Annotated in this window: 27 protein-coding genes and 2 pseudogenes; 12 read left to right on the forward strand and 17 right to left on the reverse strand. The window is 72.2% G+C overall.

Going from position 1 to position 23,104, the window contains the following annotated elements; genetic code table 11:
• Positions 1–69: 69 nt before the first annotated feature.
• Entirely contained in the window at positions 70–471 is a 402-nt protein-coding gene (locus AC07CM_RS16755; RefSeq protein WP_478877126.1) for a DUF6153 family protein, read from the reverse strand.
• A 217-nt stretch (positions 472–688) separates the two neighbouring features.
• On the opposite strand from AC07CM_RS16755, the gene AC07CM_RS16760 reads away from it, so the two are divergent.
• Complete coding sequence (locus AC07CM_RS16760) at positions 689–2,257, forward strand: cellulose binding domain-containing protein (RefSeq protein WP_478877127.1); 1,569 nt, start codon at positions 689–691, stop codon at positions 2,255–2,257.
• A gap of 76 nt (positions 2,258–2,333) precedes the next feature.
• On the opposite strand, the gene AC07CM_RS16765 is transcribed toward AC07CM_RS16760, so the two are convergent.
• Positions 2,334–2,819 (reverse strand): RDD family protein, encoded by a 486-nt coding sequence (locus AC07CM_RS16765; protein ID WP_478877128.1) that lies wholly within the window; start codon positions 2,817–2,819, stop codon positions 2,334–2,336.
• 5 nt (positions 2,820–2,824) lie between these two features.
• The gene (locus AC07CM_RS16770; RefSeq protein ID WP_478877129.1) at positions 2,825–3,790 is read right to left on the reverse strand and encodes a hypothetical protein; all 966 of its coding nucleotides are present in this window, start codon (positions 3,788–3,790) and stop codon (positions 2,825–2,827) included.
• 306 nt (positions 3,791–4,096) lie between these two features.
• Between AC07CM_RS16770 and AC07CM_RS16775 the strand changes: the two genes are divergently transcribed.
• Positions 4,097–4,558, forward strand: a complete 462-nt coding sequence (locus tag AC07CM_RS16775; protein ID WP_478877130.1) for a hypothetical protein — start codon at positions 4,097–4,099, stop codon at positions 4,556–4,558.
• Positions 4,559–4,658: 100 nt separating this feature from the next.
• The gene (locus AC07CM_RS16780; protein ID WP_478877131.1) at positions 4,659–5,141 is read left to right on the forward strand and encodes a DUF4396 domain-containing protein; all 483 of its coding nucleotides are present in this window, start codon (positions 4,659–4,661) and stop codon (positions 5,139–5,141) included.
• A gap of 13 nt (positions 5,142–5,154) precedes the next feature.
• Here the strand turns inward: AC07CM_RS16780 and AC07CM_RS16785 are convergent, their stop codons facing one another.
• From AC07CM_RS16785 to AC07CM_RS16795, 3 genes are all read right to left on the reverse strand, one after another.
• Positions 5,155–5,505, reverse strand: coding sequence for a zf-HC2 domain-containing protein (locus AC07CM_RS16785; RefSeq protein WP_478877132.1), 351 nt, complete (start codon positions 5,503–5,505; stop codon positions 5,155–5,157).
• Positions 5,506–5,614: 109 nt separating this feature from the next.
• A complete protein-coding gene (locus AC07CM_RS16790; RefSeq protein ID WP_478877133.1) occupies positions 5,615–6,310 on the reverse strand; it encodes a response regulator transcription factor in 696 nt (231 codons plus the stop codon).
• Positions 6,307–7,536 carry a sensor histidine kinase gene (locus AC07CM_RS16795; RefSeq protein ID WP_478877134.1) on the reverse strand — a complete coding sequence of 410 codons (1,230 nt, stop codon included), beginning with the start codon at positions 7,534–7,536 and terminating at the stop codon, positions 6,307–6,309. Before AC07CM_RS16795 ends, AC07CM_RS16790 begins: the two co-directional genes overlap by 4 nt.
• Positions 7,537–7,802: 266 nt before the next feature.
• Here AC07CM_RS16795 and AC07CM_RS16800 point away from each other — a divergent pair, with 266 nt between their 5' ends.
• From AC07CM_RS16800 to AC07CM_RS16810, 3 genes are all read left to right on the forward strand, one after another.
• Positions 7,803–8,333, forward strand: a complete 531-nt coding sequence (locus AC07CM_RS16800; protein WP_478877135.1) for a hypothetical protein — start codon at positions 7,803–7,805, stop codon at positions 8,331–8,333.
• Between the two features lie 182 nt (positions 8,334–8,515).
• Positions 8,516–9,235: a lysophospholipid acyltransferase family protein gene (locus AC07CM_RS16805; RefSeq protein ID WP_478877136.1), complete on the forward strand. Its 720-nt coding sequence runs from the start codon at positions 8,516–8,518 to the stop codon at positions 9,233–9,235.
• Positions 9,236–9,293: 58 nt separating this feature from the next.
• Positions 9,294–10,322, forward strand: coding sequence for an NAD-dependent epimerase/dehydratase family protein (locus AC07CM_RS16810; protein ID WP_478877137.1), 1,029 nt, complete (start codon positions 9,294–9,296; stop codon positions 10,320–10,322).
• Between the two features lie 53 nt (positions 10,323–10,375).
• Here AC07CM_RS16810 and AC07CM_RS16815 read toward each other — a convergent pair whose 3' ends face one another.
• The 8 genes from AC07CM_RS16815 to AC07CM_RS16850 all read right to left on the reverse strand — a co-directional run bounded on the left by AC07CM_RS16815 (position 10,376) and on the right by AC07CM_RS16850 (position 17,149).
• Positions 10,376–11,971, reverse strand: coding sequence for an alpha/beta hydrolase (locus AC07CM_RS16815; RefSeq protein ID WP_478877138.1), 1,596 nt, complete (start codon positions 11,969–11,971; stop codon positions 10,376–10,378).
• A gap of 115 nt (positions 11,972–12,086) precedes the next feature.
• Positions 12,087–12,869, reverse strand: a complete 783-nt coding sequence (locus AC07CM_RS16820) for an urease accessory protein UreD (protein ID WP_478877139.1) — start codon at positions 12,867–12,869, stop codon at positions 12,087–12,089.
• Entirely contained in the window at positions 12,866–13,543 is a 678-nt protein-coding gene (gene ureG, locus AC07CM_RS16825; RefSeq protein WP_478877140.1) for an urease accessory protein UreG, read from the reverse strand. Before ureG ends, AC07CM_RS16820 begins: the two co-directional genes overlap by 4 nt.
• A 55-nt stretch (positions 13,544–13,598) precedes the next feature.
• Positions 13,599–14,273, reverse strand: a complete 675-nt coding sequence (locus AC07CM_RS16830) for an urease accessory protein UreF (protein WP_478877141.1) — start codon at positions 14,271–14,273, stop codon at positions 13,599–13,601.
• Positions 14,273–15,994, reverse strand: coding sequence for an urease subunit alpha (locus AC07CM_RS16835; protein WP_478877142.1), 1,722 nt, complete (start codon positions 15,992–15,994; stop codon positions 14,273–14,275). The genes AC07CM_RS16830 and AC07CM_RS16835 overlap by 1 nt, the downstream gene beginning before the upstream one ends.
• On the reverse strand, positions 15,987–16,298 hold the full coding sequence (locus AC07CM_RS16840) for an urease subunit beta (protein WP_478877143.1): 312 nt from the start codon (positions 16,296–16,298) through the stop codon (positions 15,987–15,989). The genes AC07CM_RS16835 and AC07CM_RS16840 overlap by 8 nt, the downstream gene beginning before the upstream one ends.
• A gap of 12 nt (positions 16,299–16,310) precedes the next feature.
• Positions 16,311–16,613, reverse strand: a complete 303-nt coding sequence (locus AC07CM_RS16845) for an urease subunit gamma (protein WP_451377073.1) — start codon at positions 16,611–16,613, stop codon at positions 16,311–16,313.
• Between the two features lie 254 nt (positions 16,614–16,867).
• A complete protein-coding gene (locus AC07CM_RS16850) occupies positions 16,868–17,149 on the reverse strand; it encodes a type II toxin-antitoxin system Phd/YefM family antitoxin (protein ID WP_478877144.1) in 282 nt (93 codons plus the stop codon).
• 85 nt (positions 17,150–17,234) lie between these two features.
• Between AC07CM_RS16850 and AC07CM_RS16855 the strand changes: the two genes are divergently transcribed.
• From AC07CM_RS16855 to AC07CM_RS16865, 3 genes are all read left to right on the forward strand, one after another.
• Positions 17,235–17,870, forward strand: coding sequence for an ATP-dependent Clp protease proteolytic subunit (locus AC07CM_RS16855; RefSeq protein WP_478877145.1), 636 nt, complete (start codon positions 17,235–17,237; stop codon positions 17,868–17,870).
• Positions 17,871–17,877: 7 nt separating this feature from the next.
• Positions 17,878–18,186 (forward strand): hypothetical protein, encoded by a 309-nt coding sequence (locus AC07CM_RS16860; protein ID WP_478877146.1) that lies wholly within the window; start codon positions 17,878–17,880, stop codon positions 18,184–18,186.
• A 566-nt stretch (positions 18,187–18,752) separates the two neighbouring features.
• Complete coding sequence (locus tag AC07CM_RS16865; RefSeq protein ID WP_478877147.1) at positions 18,753–19,229, forward strand: C40 family peptidase; 477 nt, start codon at positions 18,753–18,755, stop codon at positions 19,227–19,229.
• A gap of 7 nt (positions 19,230–19,236) precedes the next feature.
• On the opposite strand, the gene AC07CM_RS16870 is transcribed toward AC07CM_RS16865, so the two are convergent.
• A complete protein-coding gene (locus tag AC07CM_RS16870; RefSeq protein ID WP_478877148.1) occupies positions 19,237–19,419 on the reverse strand; it encodes a hypothetical protein in 183 nt (60 codons plus the stop codon).
• Between the two features lie 272 nt (positions 19,420–19,691).
• On the opposite strand from AC07CM_RS16870, the pseudogene AC07CM_RS16875 reads away from it, so the two are divergent.
• Positions 19,692–19,838, forward strand: a pseudogene (locus AC07CM_RS16875) (LysR family transcriptional regulator); the annotation flags it as partial.
• A gap of 228 nt (positions 19,839–20,066) precedes the next feature.
• Here AC07CM_RS16875 and AC07CM_RS16880 read toward each other — a convergent pair.
• Positions 20,067–20,522 (reverse strand): annotated as a pseudogene (locus AC07CM_RS16880) (ATP-binding protein); the annotation flags it as partial.
• A 211-nt stretch (positions 20,523–20,733) separates the two neighbouring features.
• Between AC07CM_RS16880 and AC07CM_RS16885 the strand changes: the two are divergent.
• A complete protein-coding gene (locus AC07CM_RS16885) occupies positions 20,734–21,603 on the forward strand; it encodes a helix-turn-helix domain-containing protein (RefSeq protein ID WP_478877149.1) in 870 nt (289 codons plus the stop codon).
• Between the two features lie 9 nt (positions 21,604–21,612).
• Positions 21,613–21,837, forward strand: coding sequence for a DUF397 domain-containing protein (locus AC07CM_RS16890; protein ID WP_478877150.1), 225 nt, complete (start codon positions 21,613–21,615; stop codon positions 21,835–21,837).
• A 90-nt stretch (positions 21,838–21,927) separates the two neighbouring features.
• Here AC07CM_RS16890 and AC07CM_RS16895 read toward each other — a convergent pair whose 3' ends face one another.
• Positions 21,928–23,055, reverse strand: coding sequence for an 8-amino-7-oxononanoate synthase (locus tag AC07CM_RS16895; protein WP_478877151.1), 1,128 nt, complete (start codon positions 23,053–23,055; stop codon positions 21,928–21,930).
• Positions 23,056–23,104 lie beyond the last annotated feature (49 nt).

Genomic DNA, 23,104 nt, shown 5'->3' on the forward strand with positions numbered 1-23,104 from the left:
CCTGCTGTTCGATGGTGTCTTCGGGCACGCGTGGGAGGACGACCGCGGCGCACGCGGTCGTCGCGGCCTCTAGATCCGCAGGAGTTGGAGTTCGGCCAGGGAGGGTGGTGCGCGGGCGCCGTCCGGCCCGGTGACCCCGCGCGAGCGGGGGACGGCGGCCGGTACCGCGGCGGTCGCGGGATCGGGGACGAGCGCGGGCAGTTGCGGGCCGCCGTTCACGGCCCCGGACGCGCAGGTGGGATCGGCGTGGTGCAGGTGGTGGCCACCGCAGTGGCCGTCGTCGCCCGGACAGTCGTCCTGGGCGGTGAGCGCGACACCCATGTGTGCGGCGCGGACATGCTCCGCGTGACCGGTGCCGCCACCGGGCGCCAGGGCGTGCATGCCCAGCAGCCCGGCCAGCACCGCGAGTACGAGCAGCGCACGCCACCGCCGCTGGGGCGGTCGCGGGGGCAGCTCTCCGGTGCTGGGCATCGGGGACATCGTACGAGGGCGTGGGCGGCGAAAGTGCCAGGGCCCGCCGGTGCGGTGGGTCCCACGGGTGCGGTGGGTCACACCGGTGCGGCGGGTCGCGCCGGGATCCCTTGACGCGAGCCCAGCCAGTCGATATGTACATGCCATTGCTTTGGTATGGACCAATCCTGTGCGGCCTCGCTCGCCGATCCGGCGCCCAACCCCCATGGAGGCAGCAATGCGAAGACCTTCGGCACTCGTCGCCCTGTGCCTCGGAGTGCTGCTCCTCGCCCTCGCCCCACCCGCCGACGCGGCGGGCTCGCCCACCGCGTCCTTCTCCACCACCTCGGCCTGGGACGGCGGTTACCAGGGCGCGTACACCGTCACCAACGGCGGCGGTACGACCCTCTCCGGATGGACCGTCGAGTTCGACCTGCCCTCGGGGACCACGGTCGGCTCGTACTGGGACGCGCTGCTGACCCGCAGCGGAGACCACTACACCTTCAAGAACCGCGAGTACAACGGCTCGTTGGCGCCCGGCGCGAGCGCCACCTTCGGCTGGGTGTCGAGCGGCACCGGCGTACCGTCCGGCTGCCGGCTCAACGGGGCGTCCTGCTCGGGCGGTTCCGGCGGCGGGGACACGACGCCGCCGGGCGTGCCGACCGGTGTGACCGTGGGCTCCGCGACCTCCTCGTCCCTGACGGTGCGCTGGACGGCCGCCACCGACGACTCCGGATCCGTCGCCGGCTACGACGTCTCGCGCGACGGCGGCACCCCGGTCGCCGTGACCGGGACCTCGTACACCGTCACCGGGCTGCAGGCGAACACGGGTTACTCGTTCCGTGTGCGGGCCAGGGACGCGGCGGGCAACGTCTCCGCCTACAGTGCGGCCGTCAGCGGTACGACCGCCTCCTCGGGCACCCAGCCGGGCGGCGGCGTGCACACCGCGCCGTACATCGACATGGGTGCGTGGCCCACGCCGAGCATGCCCGACATGGCCTCCGCGAGCGGGATCAAGAGCTACACCATGGCGTTCGTCACCGCCTCCGGATGCAAGGCGATGTGGTTCAACGCCTACGATCCGCGCGACGGCTGGGCCAAGGACCAGATCGACGCGATCAGGGCGGGCGGCGGTGACGTCAAGGTCTCCTTCGGCGGTGCCTCCGGCATCGAACTGGCCCAGGCCTGCGGCTCGGTGGACTCGCTCTACGCCGAGTACAACGCGGTCGTCGACGCGTACCACCTGACGTACGTCGACTTCGACATCGAGGGCGCGGCCGTCGCCGATCCGGCCTCGGTCACCCGCCGTTCCCAGGCCCTGGCGCGCCTGCAGCAGGCCCACCCGGGGCTGCGCGTCTCGCTCACACTGCCCGTGCTGCCGGAGGGCCTGACCGCGGACGGCGTGAACGTGGTCAAGGCGGCGCGCGACGCGGGCGTCGACCTCGACGTCGTCAATGTCATGGCCATGGACTACTACCGGAGCGTCGACTACGGTGACGCCGCCCTCCAGGCCGCGCAGAGCACCTTCACCCAGCTCAAGTCGCTCTACCCCGCCAAGTCCGACGCGCAGCTCTGGGCGATGACCGGGGTGACGCCGATGCTCGGCCAGAACGACGACGGCCACGTCTACGACCAGGCCGACGCGCGCCAACTGGTCGCCTTCGCGCAGAGCAGGCACCTCGGGGAGCTCGCCTTCTGGGAGGCGACCCGGGACCGCAATGCCTGCACCGGCGCCCTGTACCGGTGCACGAACGTCCCGCAGTCGCCCTACGAGTTCGCGAAGATCTTCGCGGGATACACCGGCTGACACACCGTCGGTGCCGCCCGGACCCGCTTGCCCGTGCCATGAGTCACCGGCGGGGCGAGCGGGCCGGGTGTCCGGGTCATCCGCGCGGACGGTGCGCGGGGGTCTGCGAGTGGCCGTACCAGTCGTGCACCACGGCACTGCCCACCACCAGGTCCTGGACCGACGCCCGGCGCCGGCTCGCGGGGATCCACACCAGGCCCAGTGGGAAGAGGAGGCACAGGACGGCCCGCAGCACGGCGGCGACCGGGCCGATCCGGAGCCCGGAGCGGGTGGTCACCCGCAGCCCCATGAGGTGGTCGCCGACGGTACGCCCGGCCGTGCCCCAGCTGCCCGCGAGATAGACGAGCGCGACGGCGGAGCCGAATCCCGCCGCGCCCCCGAGGCCGAGGTCGGGCAACTCGAGCGGAGGGCCGAGAAGCAGATAACGCAACGCCGCGTAGCCGAAGTCGACGGCCGCGACCGTACCGAGCACGACGAGGACGTCGATCAAGGCCGCCATCACGCGCGTGACGATCCCGGCCGGCCGTCCCTGGACGACCACCGAAGGCTGGGGACGCGCCACCGAGGTCACGGTGTCCCCGGTCCCCTGTCCGGTTCCCCGGACCGCTCGCCGGGCGCCGGCCCGGTCGGCGGGGCTCCCCCGTCCGGCCCGCCGCGGTGCAGCAGCCGCTCGGTGATCCGGTCCACGAACCGGTCCGCACGCGCGTTCTGCTCGCGGAAGGCGTCCAGCGTCTCCGCCGTGATGCTGCCGCCGGTGTCCCTGACGATCCGCCCGACGTCCAGCTCTTCCAGGACCTGCTCGGTGTACGTCGCCAGGTCCACGCGGGCGAGGACCGCGTCGAGGTCGATACGCCGGGCGACTCGGTCGACGTCCAGCCGGTCCACCACCGCGTCGAGGTCGACACGGGCGAGGACGGCATCGAGGTCGACGCGGGTCAGGAGGGTGTCGACGTCGACGCGGGCCAGGACGGCGTCCAGGTCGAGGCGGGCGAGGACGGAGTCGAGATCCACCCGGGCGAGCAGGGCGTCCAGGTCGACGCGCCCGGCCACACGGTTCACGTCCAGGCGGTCGGCCACGGCATCGACGTCGAGCTCGTCTACGACGGCGGCCGTGACGGCCCGGACGAACGCGCGCGCCAGGGGGCGCGCCTCGTTCCGCGCCCGTTCCCGTTCCGCCGCTCCCCGCGCGCCCCAGTGGGCGATGCGGCGGTCCACCGCGTTCAGCACCTTCGGGGGCACGAACAGCCGCGTCGTGGCGCGTGCCCAGTATCCGGCCCGGTCGGCCGTGTCCACGACCGCGGACACCGACCGCCGCTGGACCTCCAGCGCGAGACCGAGAACGGCGTCGCCCAGCGGCGTCGGCCGACCGGGGCGCGGATACCGGGGGCGCGCGGCGGCGACGGTCTCCGAGGCGATGTCGGCCAGGCCCACGACCAGTCGCGTGACGCCCATGACCACCGGCCGCGCAAGGCCGTCCCCGCCCGTCCCACCCGTCGGCGACGAGAGGGGCGAGTCGTCCGCCGTCCTGTTCACCCGGGTATCGGACCACACCGGGCCGCTCCTGCCCTCACCCGCCGGGGGTGATCCTCCCCGGGGGCGTGCGCCCTCGTCCGGGCGCAGGCGTAAGTGCTCCGGACGTCCGGCGGAGAGCAGGAATGGACCGCGCCACGCAGCATTGTCCCGCGCATGCGACTGAACTGATGGAGCGTCATCGTGCTCCGGTCCGTTCCGAGTTGTCGCCGTGCCGGGACCGTGCAATCCCTGGAGGGCCGTGATGCGTATCGACTGTCGGAAAGCATTTCCCACTTGGCCCCATACACATGACAACTGGATTCCGTCATGAACTCCACCAATGCCGCCGAAGTCGTCTGGAGGGGGCTCGCCGTGTCCTGCGCCGCAGCCAACGCGGTGGTGCACACACTGCTCGTCCCCGATCACCTGGAGGAGATGTTCTACATAGGCCTGCTGTTCGCCGTGGGAAGCGCCGTCATGGTCGTAGTCGCAGTGGGGCTCGTCGTCATGAAGCGTCCCCTGGCCGCCTGGCTGACCGGGGCACTGGTCAGCCTCGGCATGATCGTCGGGTTCGCGCTGTCACGTACCGCCGGGCTACCGGGCGGTTACTACGAAGCCGGCTGGGAAGCACCGTACGGGCCCCTGTCCGTGCTGGTCGAAGGGTTGTTCGTCGTCGCGTTCCTCGCCTGGCTCGGAGACCGGGCGGCGCACGGCGCAGCGCCCGGACTGCCCTACCGGACGGCTCGTGAGCGGGTCCCGGCGGAACGCGGCGTATCGAAGGGCTGGTGATCACCACATCCGGGACAGTGCGCCTTCCCCACCCCGGGAATACCCCTAGGGGGTAAATGGTTGGAGTGTGGTGCTCCACTCCGACAAGGGGAGGTCGACGATGGACCACACCGCACACCAGCACCAGCACCAGCACAACTCCGGCCCCGGCACTTCGTGGCGCACGGCCGCGCAGGCGACGCTGCACTGCCTGACGGGATGCGCCATCGGCGAGGTCCTGGGCCTGGTCATCGGTACGGCCGCCGGCCTGCACAACGTGGCCACGGTCGTCGTCTCGATCGCGCTGGCCTTCGTCTTCGGCTATGCGCTGACCATGCGGGGCGTCCTGCGCGCCGGACTTCCGGTCCGTCAGGCCGTGAAGGTCGCCCTGGCCGCGGACACGGTGTCCATCGCCGTGATGGAACTGATCGACAACACCGTCATCGTGGGTGTGCCCGGGGCCATGGACGCGGGCCTGTCCGAGGCGCTGTTCTGGGTCTCGCTCGCGGTGTCCCTGGTGCTTGCCTTCGCGCTGACGACTCCGGTGAACCGGTGGATGATCGGTCGCGGCAGGGGGCACGCCGTCGTGCACGCGTACCACTGACGGCCGCCCGCGCTCACCTGACGTACGCCATCCGGTCGACCCACTGAGACAGCGTGAGCGACCCGGTCAGCGCCTTGCGGGCCGGGCCGCGCCGACGGCACCGCCGGGCCGCCGCGGTCGCGTGGCGCCCGGCCGCACCGTGCCTGTTCGGCTGCCGCTGCGAGCCGGTGTCGTCGGTCAGGGCCTCGCGCAGGGCCGACAGGTGCCCGGCCACGGCGGCCAGGCAGTCGTGCTCGTCCCGGCACGGGGCGCACACCGCCAGGTGGGGGCCGACGGCACTGGCCTCCTGGGGCGCCAGAAGCTGGAGGGCGTGCCCGGCCAGCAGGTCACGGTACGCACGGCAGTCCTCGACGTAAGCAGACATGGTGGGCTCCTTTCGGTAGCCCCCAGGTTCGCTCAGGAGCGCCCCTGCGCGCGTCGTCCCCGCGCAGACACTCCTGGGTACTGCGGCCGCAGTAGCCGACAGGTGGTGCTCATACGGAGAGGGACGGGGAACCGGGTTCCGCCGTCGCGCTGACCAGGCCGCACCGGTAGGCGCTGACCACGAGCTGGGCCCGGTCGCGTGCCCCGATCTTGGTCATGGCCCGGTTCACGTGGGTCTTGGCCGTCAACGGGCTGACGAACAGTTGTTCGGCAATCTCCTCGTTCGACAGGCCGAGCGCGACGAGCCTGGTCACGTCGCGCTCGCGGGGGGTCAGGCACTCGAGCCGCTCGTGCACGGCGGCTGTGCAGGGTTCCGGCTGCGCCAGGAAGCGGGTGATCAGCGCCCGGGTGGCCGCCGGCGACAGGAGCGACTCACCGTCGGCGACCGTGCGGACGGCGTCGAGAAGTTCCTCCGGCCGCGCACCCTTGCCGAGGAAGCCGCTCGCGCCCGCCCGCAGCGCCTGCGCGACGTACTCGTCGTCCTCGAAGGTGGTCAGGATGAGGACCTTCACCGTCGCGAGCTCGTCGGCCTCGCCGATCAGCCGCGTGGCGACGAGACCGTCCATCTCGGGCATGCGGATGTCCATCAGGACCACGTCGGGTCGCCGGTCCCTGGCCAGTTCCACGGCTTCGCGGCCGTTGGACGCCTCACCCACCGTCTCCATGTCCTCGGCGGCGTCGAACAGCATCTTGAACGTGCCGCGCAGCAGTGCCTGGTCATCGGCCAGCAGTACCCGGATCGTCACGCCCGTCTCTCCTCCAGCAGTGTGTCCGGCACCGGCTCGCCCGTCGCCGAGCCGGGTCGCAGCGGCAGGTCGGCGGTCACGGTGAAGCCGCCCCCGGGCCGCGCCCGCGCGGTGAGCCTCCCGCCCACGCTCGCCGCCCGCTCACGCATGCCGATCAGCCCGTGCCCGGTCCCCGGCCGGGGTGCCTGCGGCTCGGCGCGCCCGTCGTCCTCGACGGTGATCGTCAGCCACTGCGGGCGGTAGTGCAGGAACAGGCGGGCGTGATCCGCCGCCGCGTGCTTGCGTACGTTGGTCAGGGCCTCCTGCACGATGCGATAGGCCGCCAGGTCCACCGCCGGCGCGAGGGGCTCGACGGCACCCCGCCGGGTGTGCCGGACGGCCAGGCCGGTGCGTTCGAACGAGGCCAGCAGGGCCGGCACCTGCGCCAGGCCCGGAATCGGGTCGCGGGGCGCCTCGGGATCATCGGACTGCCGCAACAGGCCCACCGTGACCCGCAGTTCGTCCAGCGCGGACCCGCTGGCCTCCTGGATGTCCGTCAGTGCGGCGAGCAGTTGCTCGGGACGCCCCCGTCCCAGATGGACGGCGACGCCGGCCTGGGCGTTGATCAGGGCGATGTGGTGGGCGACGACGTCGTGCAGCTCACGCGCGATCCGCACGCGTTCGGCCGCCACCCGCTGCTGTGCCTCCTGCTCACGGGTCCGCTCCGCGTGCTCCGCCCGCTCCTCCACGGCCGCGACGTAGGCGCGGCGTGAACGCACCCCGTCCCCGACCGCCGCCGGCAGCGCCGTCCACGCCAGCAGCGCGACGTTGTCCGGCTCCAGCCAGGAGCCCGGCGCGTGCAGGACATCCGCTCCGACCAGCAGGGCCGCCGTGGCCGCCGCCGTGGTCCAGGTGGTGCGCCGGTCCGTCCACGCGGCAACCGTGTAGACGGACACGATGACCGGGCTGATCACCAGCGGGCTCTCCCGGAAGCCGAGCAGCTGGAAGCCCACTCCGCAGCCGACCGCCACGGCCGCCACGGCGAACGGGTGCCGGCGGCGCCACAGCAGCGCGCAGCAGCCGATCGCGGCGAGCACGAGGGCGGGCCAGCGCAGCGTGAACCGGTGCTCGTGCGGAACGACGGACGCGGCCACGACCGACAGCACGAACAGCCCGGCCGCCCCGAGTGCGTTCCACATCCCGCTCCGGGCGCCTCGCCCGCTCCCGCCACCGTTGGTCGCCGCCATGGCACCACCGTAAGGACGCCGGCCGCACCCTGCCGGGTCCGCGCAACCGGTCCGCGCCCCGATCCCCAGATCCGACGGCCCGACAGGGTCTTTCAGGGGCTGAGCCCTTCGAGTGACGAGACCCCTGGCCCTGCGCCGCCCGGCGGACACGGGGCCGCAACGAGGACGCAACGGGTGGGTGGCGGCGGCCCTGCTCAGCGCGGGTCGTTCCTAGCATCAGGGGTACAGGGGGCGGCCGGCACGCTCCCCCAGGGGGAGGGGATTCCATGCGGTCGGCACTCTCGTGGCCGCTGTTCCGGCGCTGCGTCGGGATCGTCGCGGCGGGCGCGGCCCTGGCCGCGAGTTCCGGGTGCACGGTTCCCGTCGACGCCTTCGCCGGCATCTCCGTGACGGGTGACGGCCGTCTGCTCGGCGTCATGATGGTCTGCGGGCACCGGATCGACGGCGCGACCCTCTACGTGGACAGCGCCGACGTCCACGACACGGTGACCGTGGGTTCCTGGACGGCCGACCCCTCCCTCTCGGCCGGACTCGCCACCTGGACCCTCGACGCGCCTTCCCCCGGCTGGACCGCGACGAAGTCCCCCATCCACCTCACCGCCGGGACCACCTACGCCCTGTACGGCTGGACCAAGGACGACTCGTGGTCGTCGGACAGCGTCTCCTTCACCCTCGCCGACCGGGACCGGCTCACCCCCGGAACGGTCCGCTACGACACCGTCTCGGCCGACGGTGACGAAAAGACGGTCACCGTCCCCCTGGCGAAGTTCGAAGCCACGGTCTGCCAGGACGGATGACATCTCTCTCCGCCTCTCCCGCCTGATCACCCGTCAGCGCGGTCGGCGTCGGGCCGGCACCGACACGCCCGGGCCCGGTTCCCCGCGACCGCCCATGCACTTACACTGACACCCCACCAGACGCCGGTTGACCTGCTAGAACACGGCGGTTGGGCCGATCCGCCGGAGTGAGGAGCGACCCCTTGTTCTACTACCTGCTCAAGTACGTGCTGCTCGGCCCCCTGCTCAGACTGGTCTTCCGGCCCCGCATCGAGGGGCTGGAGAACGTGCCGGCGTCGGGGGCGGCGATCGTCGCCGGGAACCACCTCTCCTTCTCCGACCACTTCCTGATGCCGGCGATGCTGAAGCGGCGCATCACCTTCCTCGCCAAGGCCGAGTACTTCACCGGGCCCGGCATCAAGGGGCGGCTCACCGCGTTCTTCTTCCGCAGCGCCGGGCAGATCCCCGTGGACCGCTCCGGCAAGGAGGCGGGCCAGGCCGCGATCCGCGAGGGCCTCGGAGTGCTGAGCAAGGGGGAGCTGCTGGGCATCTACCCGGAGGGGACGCGGTCGCACGACGGGCGGCTCTACAAGGGCAAGGTCGGGGTCGCCGTGATGGCGCTCAGGGCAGGGGTGCCGGTCGTGCCCTGCGCGATGATCGGCACCTTCGAGGCGCAGCCGCCCGGGAAGGTCATTCCGAACATCCACCCCGTCGTCATCCGCTTCGGCAAGCCGCTCGACTTCTCCCGCTACGCCGGCATGGAGAGCGAGAAGGCCGTTCTGCGGGCCGTCACCGACGAGATCATGTACGCGATCCTCTCGCTGTCCGAGCAGGAGTACGTCGACCAGTACGCGGCCGTCGCCAAGGCGGAACAGGCGGCGGAGAAGAAGGAGCGCAGGTTCCCGAGGGCCCCGCTCAGCTGAACTCTGCTCTCGGCAGAAGGACTTCGGTGCGGGTGTCCCCCGTGTCTAGGGTCGCCGCATGAAACACGCTGTGGTGATCGGAGCGAGTGGGCAGATCGGCCGTCCGACGGTGGACGCGCTGGCGCGGGACGGTTGGGAGGTGACGGCCGCCTCGCGGGGCGGCGGCCGGGACGGGTCGTGGGGCGAGGGGGTGCGGGCGGTCCGGCTGGACCGTTCGGACGACGCGGCGCTCGCGGCCGTGGTGGGCGACGGCTGCGACCTGCTGGTCGACCTGGTGGCCTACGACGCCGGGCACGCACGGCAGTTGACGGCCCTCGCGGGCCGGATCGGCTCGGCGGTGGTGGCCTCCAGCGTGAGCGTGTACGAGGACGGCGAGGGACGGGGCTTCGACACCCAGGGAGAGCCCGACGGCTTCCCGGTCTATCCGGTGCCGGTGGCGGAGACCCAGCCGACGGTGGCGCCGGGCGAGGCGACCTACAGCACCCGAAAGGCCGCCCTGGAGCGTGAACTGCTCTCGGCACGGGACACGTTGGCGGCGACCTTGCTGCGGGCGGGTGCCGTGCACGGGCCGTACAGCCCGCTCCCGCGCGAGCTGTACTTCGTGAAGCGGAACCTGGACGGCCGGCGCCGGCGGGTGCTCGCCCACCGCGGGGAGAGCCGGTTCCATCCGTCGAGCGCCCGGAACATCGCCGAACTGGTCCGGCTGGCGGCGGTCCGGCCGGGGTCCCGGGTGCTCAACGCCTGTGATCCGCAGGCGCCGACGGTCGCCGGGATCGGGGCGGCGATCGACGCGGTCATGGGGGTGGAGACGGAGACGACGCTCGTGGACGGGCCACCGCCCGGGGGCTCCGTGGGCGGGACTCCGTGGTCGGTACCGCTGCCGGTCGTCTTCGACATGTCCGCCGCCGAGCGGGAGTTGGGCTACCGGCCGGTGGTGTCGTACGCGGAGAGCCTGCCGGAGACGGTGGAGTGGCTGACCGGCGCGCTGCACGGCCGTGACTGGCGGGAGCGCTTCCCGCTGCTGGCGCGGGCTTGTCCGGACGTCTTCGACTACGCGGCCGAGGACGCCTGGCTCGCCGGCGGATGACGAAGGGGCGGCCGGAGGTCCGGTCGCCCCTTGTCGTGCGTACCTCTGAGCGGTTACGGCTTGGGCGTCGCGTGCGGCGCGCAGGTCACGTCGGAGGTGTCCAGCCTGCCGTCGATCAGGTAGGCGTCGACCCGCTCGTTGATGCACGGGTTGACCAGGCCGGTCACACCGTGCGAGCCCGCGTCCTTCTCGGTGATCAGGCGGGAGCCCTGGAAGCGCTTGTGCAGTTCGACGGCGCCCTGGTAGGGGGTGGCCGCGTCACGCGTGGACTGCACGATCAGCACCGGCGGCAGGCCGCGGTGCGTCTTCACGTCCACCGGGGTCTGCTGCTTCGCCGGCCAGGTGGCGCAGGGCAGGTTCATCCAGGCGTTGGCCCAGGTCATGAACGGGTAGTCCTTGTTGAGCCGGGTGTTGTCCCGGTCCCACTTCCGCCAGCTGGTGGGCCACTTGGCGTCGGCGCACTCGACGGCGGTGTAGACGGCGTTGCCGTTCTCCGCGCTGATGTTGCCGGCCGTGTCCGACAGGTCGGGGGCGGCCGCGTCCACGAGCGCCTGGGTGTCACCGGCGACGTACTTGCTGAAGACCGTCGCCACCGGCACCCACGAGGAGTCGTAGTACGGGGCGCTCTGGAAGAAGGAGATCAGCTCGGCCGGGCCGACGACCCCGCCGAGGGGACTCTTCTTGGCGGTGGCACGCAGCTCGAGCCACTTGGCCTGGACGGCGGCGCGGGTGGTGCCGAGGTGGAAGGCGGCGTCGTTCGCGGCGACCCAGTCCTCCCAGTCCTTCCAGCGGCCCTCGAAGGCGACGTCCTGGCCCAGGTTGGCCTCGTACCAGATGTTCTCGCGCGAGGGGTTGACCACGCTGTCCACGATCATGCGGCGCAGGTGGCCCGGGAAGAGAGTGCCGTAGACGGCGCCGAGGTAGGTGCCGTAGGAGACGCCGAGGTAGTTGAGCTTCTTCTCGCCCAGCGCGGCACGGATGACATCCAGGTCGCGGGCGGTGTTCGGCGTGGTCATCTGGGGCAGCATGGCGCCGCTGTGCTCGGCGCAGCCCTCCGCGTACTCGCGGGCGAGCTTGCGCTGCGCGGTCTTGTCGGCCTCGGTGTCCGGCACCGGGTCGGCCTTGGGCGCCTTCACGAACTCCTGCGGGTCGACACAGGAGATGGGCGCCGAGTGGCCGACACCGCGCGGGTCGAAGCCCACGAAGTCGTAGGCCTTGGCGGCGTTGGCCCAGATGGCGCTCTTGGTGGTGACACGGCGCGGGAAGCGCAGACCCGAGCCACCGGGACCGCCCGGGTTGTAGACGAGCGCGCCCTGGCGCTCCTTCTGGGTGCCGGTGTTGGCGATGCGGTCCACGGCGAGCTTGATCTGCTTGCCGTACGGGTGGGCGTAGTCCAGCGGAACGCGCACCCAGCCGCACTGGATGGGCTTCTCCAGCCCCCAGTCGGCCGGGCAGTCCTGCCAGTCGATGCCGGCCTTGGCGGCACGGGCGGCGGCGATCTCGGCGCCCCGGGCCTCGCGGTCGCGGCCGTGGCGGCTGTCGGCGCTGGCCGCGGGAGCCGACACCGCGCCGGCGATCAAAGTCGCGGTGACGAGTGCTCCGGCGGAACCGAGCGCCAGCAGACGGCTCTTCGGTCTGTTGTCCCTCAAGTGGGCCCCTCCCCCTACTACTTGGCTACAAGTGGTCCGGCGGGGATCCTCTCCGCTGTGAGCCGTCCGAGAACAGGGGTCGCAGACCTTCTTTACCAATCCGATAAACGGACGATCACGTCTCGCTGAGCGGAGCACCCTGAGCGAGCATGGCCAGCGCCCCGTCCAGCAGCCGTCGCAGCGCGAGCGCGTCGGGGGCGACGGCGCTGACGAGTACGGCAGGACCGGCGAGCGGCACCAGCGCGGCACACTCCCCCAGCATCCGGGAGGCCACCGGCCGCACGGCGAACTCAGGGCGCACGACGACCAGTTGGCCCACCGAGCGGTGTCCGGCCAGCACGGCGGGGCCGTCCCAGCCGCCCGGCGCCCCGGGCCCGCAGGACAGCTGCTGGTCCAGCACGGTCCGGCCCGCGACCCGTACCGTGAGCTGGCTGGTGAGCCGCCCGGGCTCCTCCCCGAACCGGCCCAGCACCTGCTCCTCGCGCAGCACGAGGCGTGCCCCGGCGCCGAGTTCGGCCCGGGTGGTGAGATGCAGATCGCTGCCCTCGGCCGAGATCAGCTGCTCGGGCAGCCAGTGCAGCTCCCCTCCGTCGGCCACGTCGAGCCGGACGTCGTAGCGGGCCTCGCCCTTGGCCTGACCCGGGAGCGCGATGGTGGCGGCGGCGGAACCGACGTGCAGCCGGGCGCCCTCCTCCACCCGCGCGTCCACCGAAAAGCGGTCACCCCCGAGCGGGCCGCTCATCGCTCCGACGACCATCACCCGTGCCTCGCCGCCGCTCGCGCGGGTGCGGCGAAGGGCCAGCGGGCCCTCGCCGTCCAGCACCGGCAGCGCCGTACCGCCGCGTCCGTCGGGACGGGCGACGAGCCGCGCGTGCGCCCGGACGCCGGTCGTCGTCATGCCGTCCACGCGGCGAGCCGCCCCCGCACCCACGCGGCCACCTCCGCGACCCCGCTCTTCCCACGCAACGTCTGGAACACGACCGGGAGTTCGGCCCGCTGCGCCTTGGCGTCGGCGGCCATCCGGGCGAGGTCGGAACCGACGTACGGGGCGAGGTCGGTCTTGTTGACGACGAGCAGGTCGGCGGTGGTGACACCGGGGCCGCCCTTGCGCGGGATGTCGTCACCGCCGGCGACGTCGATCACGAAGATCTGCGCGTCCACGAGCCCCTTGGAGAAGGTGGCGGTGAGGTTGTCCCCGCCGGACTCGACGAGGATCAGGTCCAGCGGACCGACCGCGTCCTCCAGGTCCTCCACGGCTTCCAGGTTGGCGGAGATGTCGTCGCGGATCGCGGTGTGCGGGCAGGCGCCGGTCTCCACGGCCGTGATCCGCTCGGGCGGCAGAACGGCCTCCCGGAGCAGGAACTCGGCGTCCTCCCGGGTGTAGATGTCGTTGGTGACGACGGCCAGCGACAGCTCGCCGCGCAGCGCCCGGCACAGCGCCGCGACGGTCGCGGTCTTCCCGGACCCGACGGGCCCGCCGAGCCCGATCCGCAGCGCGCGGCGCGAGCCGTCGGGGCGATGGGCGTCCGCGCTGACGGCGGAGGCTCCGTGATGGGTCTGGTCGAGGTGCATGTACGGCTCCAAAGTCTGTTTCTGCGGTGCTTCTCGGCCCGGCCGGGGCTTCCGGTCAGGAGGCGAACAGCCGTACCGGCCAGGCCGCGTGCCACTCGGCACCGACCTCCAGCAATGGCCCCGACGCCGCGGGCAGGGCATCGACACCCTCGTCGAGCGCCCGCCGCGCCGCCTCCACGGCCGTGTCCGCGACCCGGTCCAGCTCGGGTGCCAGCCGCGCCAGTACGCCCGTCGCGTCGAACGGATCGAGGCTCAGCAGACGGACCGTGGCCGTCGCCGGCCCGCTCACGCTCTCGTACGCCGCGCAGTACGCCGCGTCCTCGGGCCCGAGCCCGGCCGCCCTGGCCGTGACCCCGAGCACCACCGGCTGGTGGGCCCCCTTGGGGAACTCCTCCGCCAAGGCGTCCAGTTCACCGGAGGGCCAGCTCGCGCGCGCGGCCCGCATCAGCTGCCGGCCGAGCCTGCGCGCGGCGGTCCGCAACGCCGGCGAGGGCGTACGGGCGTCCGCTGCCGCGTCCAGTTCCACGGGATCCACTCCGAGCACGGCGGCGGCCGCCAGCGCACCGGCGACCAGCCCGGCGGTGTGCAGCCGTCCCCGGCAGAAGTCCTCCAGGCTCGCGGCGGAGGTGATCCGTCCCGCCTTCACGGCGGCCTCCGCCCCGCCCGAGTGCGCGTGCCCTCCGGCGGGGAAGCGGCCGTCTGCCAGGACGAGCAGTGCTGCCCTGCTCATCAGAAGAGGAAGTAGCGCTGGGCCATGGGCAGTTCGGCGGCCGGTGCTGCCTCGACCAGTTCGCCGTCGATGTGCACGGCGAAGCTGTCGGGGTCGACCCGCACCCGCGGCCGTGCGTCGTTCTCCCGCATGTCCGCCTTGGTCACCCCGCGCGTCGACTCGATGGCGACGAAGCGCTTGCCCAGCTCCAGCCGCTCCGGCAGCCCGTCCTCGACGGCCATCGGGGCCACGAAGTTGACCGAGTTGGCGGCCGGCGCCCGCCCGATCGCCCCGTACATCGGGCGGGGCAGGATCGGCTGCGGCGTTGGGATGGAGGCGTTGGCGTCGCCCATCTGCGCGTAGGCGATCTGGCCACCCTTGATGACGAGGTGCGGCTTGACCCCGAAGAACGCGGGTTCCCACAGCACCAGGTCGGCGAGCTTGCCCGTCTCGACGGAGCCGACCTCGCGGGCGAGGCCCTGGGCGAGGGCGGGGTTGATCGTGTACTTGGCGACGTAGCGCCGGACCCGGTGGTTGTCCGCCCGCCCGTCACCGGGCAGCGCGCCCCGGCGCTGCTTCATCACGTGCGCGGTCTGCCAGGTGCGCAGGACGACCTCGCCCACGCGGCCCATGGCCTGGGCGTCGGAGGAGATGATCGAGATCGCGCCGAGGTCGTGCAGGACGTCCTCCGCGCCGATGGTGGACGGCCGGATCCTGGACTCCGCGAAGGCCAGGTCCTCGGGCACCGCCGGGTTGAGGTGGTGACACACCATCAGCATGTCGAGGTGTTCCTCGGCGGTGTTGACGGTGTACGGCCGGGTCGGGTTGGTGGAGCTGGGCAGCACGTGCGGTTCGGAGACGACCGTCATGATGTCCGGCGCGTGTCCGCCGCCGGCGCCCTCGGTGTGGTACGCGTGGATGCCACGCCCGGCGATGGCGGCGAGGGTGTCGCCGACGAAGCCGGCCTCGTTCAGGGTGTCGGTGTGGATCGCGACCTGGATGCCGGTCCGTTCGGCCACCGTGAGGGATGCGTCGATGACGGCCGGGGTGGAGCCCCAGTCCTCGTGCAGCTTCAGGCCGAGGGCGCCGCCGCGGATCTGGGACAGCATCGCCTCGTGCGAGACGGTGTTGCCCTTGCCGAGGAATCCGACGTTCACCGGGTACTGCTCCATCGCCTCCAGCATCCGGGCCAGGTGCCAGGGACCGGGCGTCACGGTGGTCGCCTTGGAGCCCTCGGCGGGTCCGGTGCCGCCGCCGACCAGGGTCGTGATGCCGGCGGACAGCGCCTCGTCGGCGATCTGCGGGCAGATGAAGTGGACGTGCGCGTCGATGGCGCCCGCCGTGAGGATCCGCCCGTTGCCGGCGATGACCTCGGTCTCGGGGCCGATGACCAGTTCGGGGTGGACGCCGTCCATGGTGTCGGGGTTGCCGGCCTTGCCGATGCCGGTGATCCGGCCGTCGCGGATGCCGACGTCGGCCTTGACGATGCCCCAGTGGTCGACGACGACGACACCGGTGATGACGGTGTCGGGGGTGCCCTCCGCGCGCGTGGCGCGCGACTGGCCCATGGATTCTCGGATGACCTTGCCGCCGCCGAAGACCGCCTCGTCCCCGGCGAGGCCGGGGCCGCCGGAGCGGTCCTCCTCGATCTCGATCAGCAGGTCGGTGTCGGCGAGCCGGATGCGGTCACCGGTGGTGGGACCGAACAGGTCGGCGTAGGCGGCGCGGGAGATCTCAGGCATCGAGGGCACCTCCGGTCTCGCCGCGCAGTCCGGGCACGATCCGGGCGCCGGTGAGGGGCACGAGTTCGATGTCGACGGGGATACCGGGCTCGAAGCGCACGGCGGTGCCGGCGGCGACGTTCAGCCGCTTGCCGCGCGCGGCGGCCCGGTCGAACTCCAGGCCGGGGTTGGCCTCGGCGAAGTGGTAGTGGGAGCCGATCTGGACCGGCCGGTCGGCGGCGTTGAGCACGGTCAGCCGGGTGACCTCACGGCCCTCGTTGTAGACGACCGCGCCGTCCGCGAAGAGCACCTCTCCGGGAATCATCGCGGAACCCCCTCAGATGATCGGCTCGTGGACGGTGACCAGCTTGGTGCCGTCCGGAAAGGTGGCCTCGACCTGTACGTCGTGGATCATCTCCGGGATGCCGTCCATGACGTCGTCCCTGGTGAGGAGCTTGCGGCCGGAGGACATCAGCTCGGCGACCGTGCGGCCGTCACGCGCGCCCTCGAGGATGTGCGACGTGATGAGGGCGACCGCCTCCGGGTGGTTGAGCCTGAGCCCACGGGCCCTGCGCTTCTCGGCCACGTCGGCCGCCACGTGGATCAGCAGCCTCTCTTGCTCGTGCGGGGTCAGTTGCACGTCCCACCTCACAGTCCTTGCTCCGGACCGTGCGGGGTCCGGTTGCCGCGGCCACCACGACGGGCTAGGTGTAACACACAGACAAATTGCCCGACGGTGAACAACGCGGGCAGAAAAACCCCTGGTGGCGTGGATCCGCAGGCTAGTTGGCCGGAGTTTCAGCGACGTTAACCAGACCTTGATCGACACATGACCGGGCGATGGGCTCGCTCATACCGCGCCCCTCGCCCGCGTTCCGCCCCTCGCCCGTGCCGCTACGAGGCGCCGGGCCCCCGGTGCTCGGCCGCGATCCCGAAGCGCTGCCGCTCCCGGGCCGCGGGCGAGACCTCACGGACCCCGGACACGGAGCTGACCACCTGCTGCTCCTCGGCCGGCTCGTCGAGGGTGTCGAGCCGCTCCAGGTCGGCGGCCGAGACCAGCGCGACGAGCGGCTTGCCGTGCCGGGTCACCACGACGCGCTCACCGCCGTACACCACCCGGTTGATCAGGTCGGCGAGCTCAGCCCTGGCTTGCGTCACCGGAATCTCGTAGGCCATGTGTCCATCATAACGTCATGTACATCCTGTACATTTTTTACAGAAGCGAGGCCGTCGAGGCCCTGTCGCGAGGAGGGGTATGCCCATGACCCGACCGTCCGCCCGTCACGTCCTGCCCGAGTTCTCCGAACGCACGACCGCGGGCCTGCGCACGCTGGACCCTTATTCGAAGCTGTTCGAGAACCGGGTCGTCTTCCTCGGGACGCCGCTCGACGACACCGCGGCGACCGACGTGATCACGCAGTTCATGCAGCTCGAACACACGGCGCCGGACCGGGACATCACGCTGTACCTCAACTGCCCGGGGGGCTCGTTCGGCGCGATGACGGCGGTCTACGACACGATGCGGTACGTCACCTGCGACGTGGAGACCTACTGCCTGGGCCAGGCGGCCTCGGCGGCCGCGGTGCTGCTCGCGGCCGGGACGCCGGGCAAGCGGTTCATCCTGCCCGGCGCGCGCGTGGTGCTGAAGCAGCCCGCCCTGCCCGAACCGGCGCAGGGCCAGCCGAGCGACCTCCTGATCCAGGCCGAGGAACTGGTCCGGACGCGCGGGCTGATGGAGGACATGCTCGTCCGGCACACCGGACGCGCCGCGGAGCAGGTCCACCAGGACCTGGAGCGCGACCTGGTGCTGGACGCGCCGGGCGCCCTCGCGTACGGCCTGGTGGACGGCGTCGTCCCGAGCCGCAGGGCCGCCCACGGCAGCGGGCACGCGGGGTGAGCCGCCGATGCCGCCACCGGAACTTCCGCCGCTGCCCGCGCTGACACGCGCCGAGGGCGAGTTGATCGACCGTTACCTGGAGGCGGTGGACCTGCTGGGCCGGATCAACCCGGCGCAGACCGGGGACACCTACCGCGGGCTGCGCGCGGCGCAGGCCCTGGTGCGCAAGGCGGCCGAACTGCGCGACGCGCTGGCCCTGATGCACCAGCGGGGCGAGACGGAGCTGCACGGGGACACGCTCGCACGCGCCCTGCGGGTGCTGGACGGCGAGCGCCGCACCGCGCGCGTCGTGCTCCCGCCCGACTGCGTCGCCTGATCCGGACGCTCGTCCGGCCCGCACGGTCCCGCGTGTCGACGGACCGTACGGGCCGGACTCGAAACGGCCCGAACGACGTACCCCCGGCCGGCGTATCTCCGGACCTTTTTCCCGGTGTCCCGACTTGCGCGGCAGGGGGGTTTCAGGTCCGCGAGGAGGTGCTCCGCCCCAGGTCCGGGGCTACGTGCGGGATCTGACGGCGAATCGAACACAGCTCTGTCCACCCGAACGGGTGAGTGGTGAGTAACGCCACAAATCCCCGGTTGCGTTGGGATTTTCGGACTCCTGTGAGTGAAGATCCCTGTCTGACGACAAGCCCCCGCCACCGCGGCGGGGCGGTCCGGGCGGACGCCGAGTCCTGCCGCCGCCCGGATGACCGGTCGACAGGAGTGGATCGGCAGGAGTGGAGGACCCAAGCAAGACGGGTCGCCGGAACGGATGTTCGTCGCAGACGGACGATCGTTGCGAGCAGCCCTTGGGGTGAAGCCGCGGCAACGCGGCCGGGCAACTTCGCCAGCCCGAATCCGACAGGTCATCCTTCACAGGCGGCTGACGAAGGGTTGCGCATGACTGCGCTCAATCGTGTCCCGTCGCTCATGGCCCGGGCCGGTACGGCCTCGGCCCTCACCCTCGCCGCCGTGGGTGGCTCGATCGCGGTCCCGGGTGTCGCCACCGAGGCCTCGGCCGCGCCGAGCCTCGCGACGAAGGCACTCCAGATCGCGGCCTCCAAGAAGGGCGCTCCGTACCAGTGGGGGGCCACCGGGCCCCGCAGGTTCGACTGCTCGGGGCTGACGCTGTACTCGTTCAAGAAGGCGGGCAAGAAGCTGCCGCGTACGGCCGCACAGCAGTACAACAAGACGCACCACATCTCGGCCAGGAGCCGCAAGGCCGGTGACCTGGTGTTCTTCCACTCGGGTTCGAGCGTCTACCACGTCGGCATCTACGCCGGGAAGAACAAGATCTGGCACGCCCCGCGGACCGGGTCCGTGGTGCGCCTGGAGAAGATCTGGACCAGGAGCGTCTGGTACGGCCGGGTCAGCTGACCCGGGCTCACGGCCGGAGCGGCTCCAGCAGCAGGGCCGCTCCGAGGGCCGTCAGCGCGGCCCCGGTGCCCGCCTGAAGCAAGCGGGCGGCCCGGGGCCGGCGCAGCCACCTGCCCAGCGGTGTCCTGGGCAGGGCCGGCACCGCGACCAGTACGGCCGCGACTCCGGCCACCGCCGTCCTCGTGTGCATCCGGAGGCCGCCCGCGACGCCGAGCCCGCGGACGGCGCCGGGCCGGCGGGAGACCAGGGCGCTGCGTTGCAGTCGTAGGCGGGCTCGTCGAGCTGTCGGTCGCCGACCACGACCCGCCGGCCGGGGTGACGGCATGGCGGCGGGTGAGGTGGACCCGGCGCCGACCAAGGCCCACCACCCGGGCGAGGCCGCGCCCGGGCCGGCCTCGGTCGGCCCGGATCCGGTCCTGGGAGGCCCTGCTCGCCGCGCCGGGCACCACTGCGGCGCTGCTGGTGCCGACCCCCGGGTACGCCGTGCTCCGCGCCCTCGTCGGCGCGGGGCTCGGGGCGGCCGTCGTACCGGGGATGGTGGCGTGGACCGCGGTCACTCCGGTCCGGGTGCGGCCGCTGGGGGCGGGACGGCTGCGTCGCACGATCTCGGTGGCCTACCGGACCGACGAGGCCGCTCCGGCGGCGGAGGCGTTCCGGGCACTGCTGCACGGGGGCGTTCGGCCGGACGCGGCGGACGGAGGAGCGTCAGCGCCCGTCCCGGTGAACCGTCGCACGCCCGGGGGGCGTCGGTTCCTCCGGCGCGACGGCGAGGAAGACGGACGCGGAGCCGGTGGTGGACCCGCGGGGCCGCCGGGAACGGTCGGAGAGGCCCTGGGACTCGTGCTGTCCCGTCGCCGTGGCCGCCGGCCCGGCCGGCAGGCTCCAGGGGAGTTCGATGGAGACCGTCTTGCCGCCCTCGCGGGTGGGGCGGATGCGGAGTTTGCCGCCGCACTCGGCGGTGAGCCAGCGGATGATGACCATGCCCCGCCCGTTGTCCTGCTGGACGGCGGCGGGCAGTCTCTTCGGAAAGCGCGGATGGCTGTCCGTGACACCGATGCGCAGGTGTTCGTCACGGTCCAGCGCGATGTCGACCGTGAAGGTGGGTGACTGACCGAAGGTGTGCTGTACGGCGTTGGTGGCGAGTTCGGAGACGATGAGCCGCACGGTGTCGGCCACTTCCGTGTCCGACGGCAGGCCCCACTCCGCGAGCGTGCCCACCACGTAGGAGCGGGCCGCGGAGACCGAGGCGGGATCGCTCGGCAGAGTGACGGATGCTTCCAGATGGTCTGCCATGGCGACGTCGTCCCTTTCCCACGGGACCGCAGTCCGACGAGGAGCGGATGGTTCGAGTACGGTCCCGGACTGGTGCTTCGTCGCCAGACTGCCATCACCGGCCCGGTCAGGGGAGCGATCCACCAGGATATGCATATATCTGTCGCCCAAAGCGGTGAACTCTGCGACGGGTAACCGTATTTGGGCGGCCCGGAAGGAGTAAGGAGTACCCATGCAGAACGGTCCCGCGGTACGACGCCGAAAGCTGGGCGCCGAACTGCGCACGCTGCGCACCGGAGCGGGGCTCACCAGCGGCGAGGCGGCCCGTGTCGTGGGCTGGCACCAGTCGAAGGTGAGCCGCATCGAGACCGGCGCGAGCGGCGTGAAACCGTCCGATGTCCGGTTACTTCTCGATGCCTACGGCGTGCGGGACGGACAACTGCGTGAGTTGCTGCTGGTGTTGGCGGGGTCCGAGGAGACGGGTGACCGCAGCCGGTGGTGGCATGCGTACCGTGGCGTGCTGCCGCCCACCTACCGGGACTTCATCAGCCTGGAGTCGCAGGCGAGCGGGATGCGCACCCTGGAGACCACGGTGGTCCCGGGCCTCCTGCAGACGCCCGAGTACGCCCGCGCCGTGACTCGGGCGGCCGTGGGCGCAGTGGACGCAGTGGACGAGGAGCGGCTGGACGCGCTGGTGGAGGTGCGGCTGGCCAGGCAGGACGTGCTGCGCGCCGATCCGCCGCTGAAGCTGACCGCCGTGCTGGACGAGGCGGTGCTCAGGCGCGAGATCGGCGGCCCCGAGGTGATGGCGCGCCAGCTGGAACGGCTGCTCGAGACCGCGCGGCTGCCCCAAGTGCGGCTGCATGTCCTGCCGTTCACCGCTGGGGCGCATGTCGGCCTGACCGGACCTTTCGTTATCTTCTCATTTCCGAGCACTTCTGATCTGGATGTGGTTGTCCTTGACCAGTTGACGAGTAGCCTCTATCTGGAACGGAAAGAAGACCTCATGGCCTACTCAGAGGCCTTCAACGCCCTTCAGATCCAAGCCCTTTCACCCGAGGACTCGTTGGATTACATCGCCGGGATAGGTGACGGCGCGTAAGGAGGCACCATGTCAGCACTGCCTCGGAACGTCCCTGCCAGTACCGATCTGCACGACGTGCGATGGCTGCGCAGCAGCTACAGCACCGGAGCGAACAACTGCGTGGAGACGGCCCGGCCGCACTCCGGCCCCTGGGCCGGGCTGCTCGCCGTGCGCGACTCCAAGGACCCGGCCGGACCCGCGCTGCTCTTCTCCCCCGGGAGCTGGGCGGGGTTCACGGCCACGCTCCGCTGATCCCCTGCCCCCACTTCCCTGACCAACTCGACCGACCCTACTGATCAGATCCGATCACATTCGTGCGATTCTCGGCCGTGTCACGCCGACTCATGGTCGCGTTTCGCCGATCACACGTACAGCGCGTTCGATCTCGGCTCCGGAGAGGTCCGCGCGGGCGGTCAGCCTCAGCCGTGAGATGCCGTCGGGCACGGAGGGAGGACGGAAACAGCCCACGGCCAGGCCTGCCGTACGGCAGTCGGCCGCCCAGCGCACGGCCTGCTCCGGGGACGGGGCCCGCACCGAGACCACCGCGGCGTCCGGACACACCGCCTCCAGACCCGCGGCGGTCAGACGCGCGTGCAGCTCGGCGGCGACCGCGCGGGCCCGTTCCGCCCGCGCCGGCTCGCGCCGCAGCAGCCTGAGCGCCGCCAGCGCCGCACCCGCGGCCGCGGGTGCCAGGCCCGTGTCGAAGATGAACGTCCGGGCGGCGTTGACCAGGTGGTCGATCACCCCGGCCGGACCGAGCACCACTCCGCCCTGGCTGCCCAGCGACTTGGACAGCGTGGCCGTCACGACCACGTCCTCGGCGCCCGCGAGACCGGCCGCGGCCGGGGCGCCCCGGCCGCCGTCGCCCAGCACGCCGAGACCGTGGGCGTCGTCCACGACCAGCCCCGCGCCGTGCTCCCGGCACGCCTCGGCCAGTGCCGCCAGCGGCGCCGCGTCCCCGTCGACGGAGAACACGGTGTCGGAGACGACGATCGCCTCCCCCTCGCGCGTGCCGAGCGCCTTGGCCACGGCCTCCGGGTCGGCGTGCCCGACCACCTGGGTGGTGCCCCGGGCGAGCCGGCATCCGTCGATGAGCGAGGCGTGGTTGCCGGCGTCGGACACGATCAGGGAGCCGTGCGGGCCCAGCGCGGTGACCGCGGCCAGGTTGGCGGCGTAGCCGGAGGAGAAGACCAGGGCCGCCTCGAAGCCGCAGAAGTCCGCCAGCTCGCGCTCCAGCTCGGTGTGCAGCTCGGTGGTGCCGGTGACCAGCCGCGAGCCGGTGGAGCCGCCGCCCCAGGTCCGCGCGGCCCGCGCCGCGCCCTCGGTGACCTCGGGATGGTGGGCCAGGCCCAGGTAGTCGTTGCTCGCCAGGTCCAGCAGCGGCGAGTCGGCGGGGCGCGGGCGCAGGGTCCGTACGAGTCCGGCGCGGCGACGCGCCTCGGCCTGCTCGTCGATCCAGCCGAACGCCATGGGTCCTCCGGGGCTTTTGTAGGTAGCGGACAGACCCTAGCGGGACGAC

The sequence above is a fragment of the Streptomyces sp. NPDC044061 genome (genome assembly GCF_056434305.1).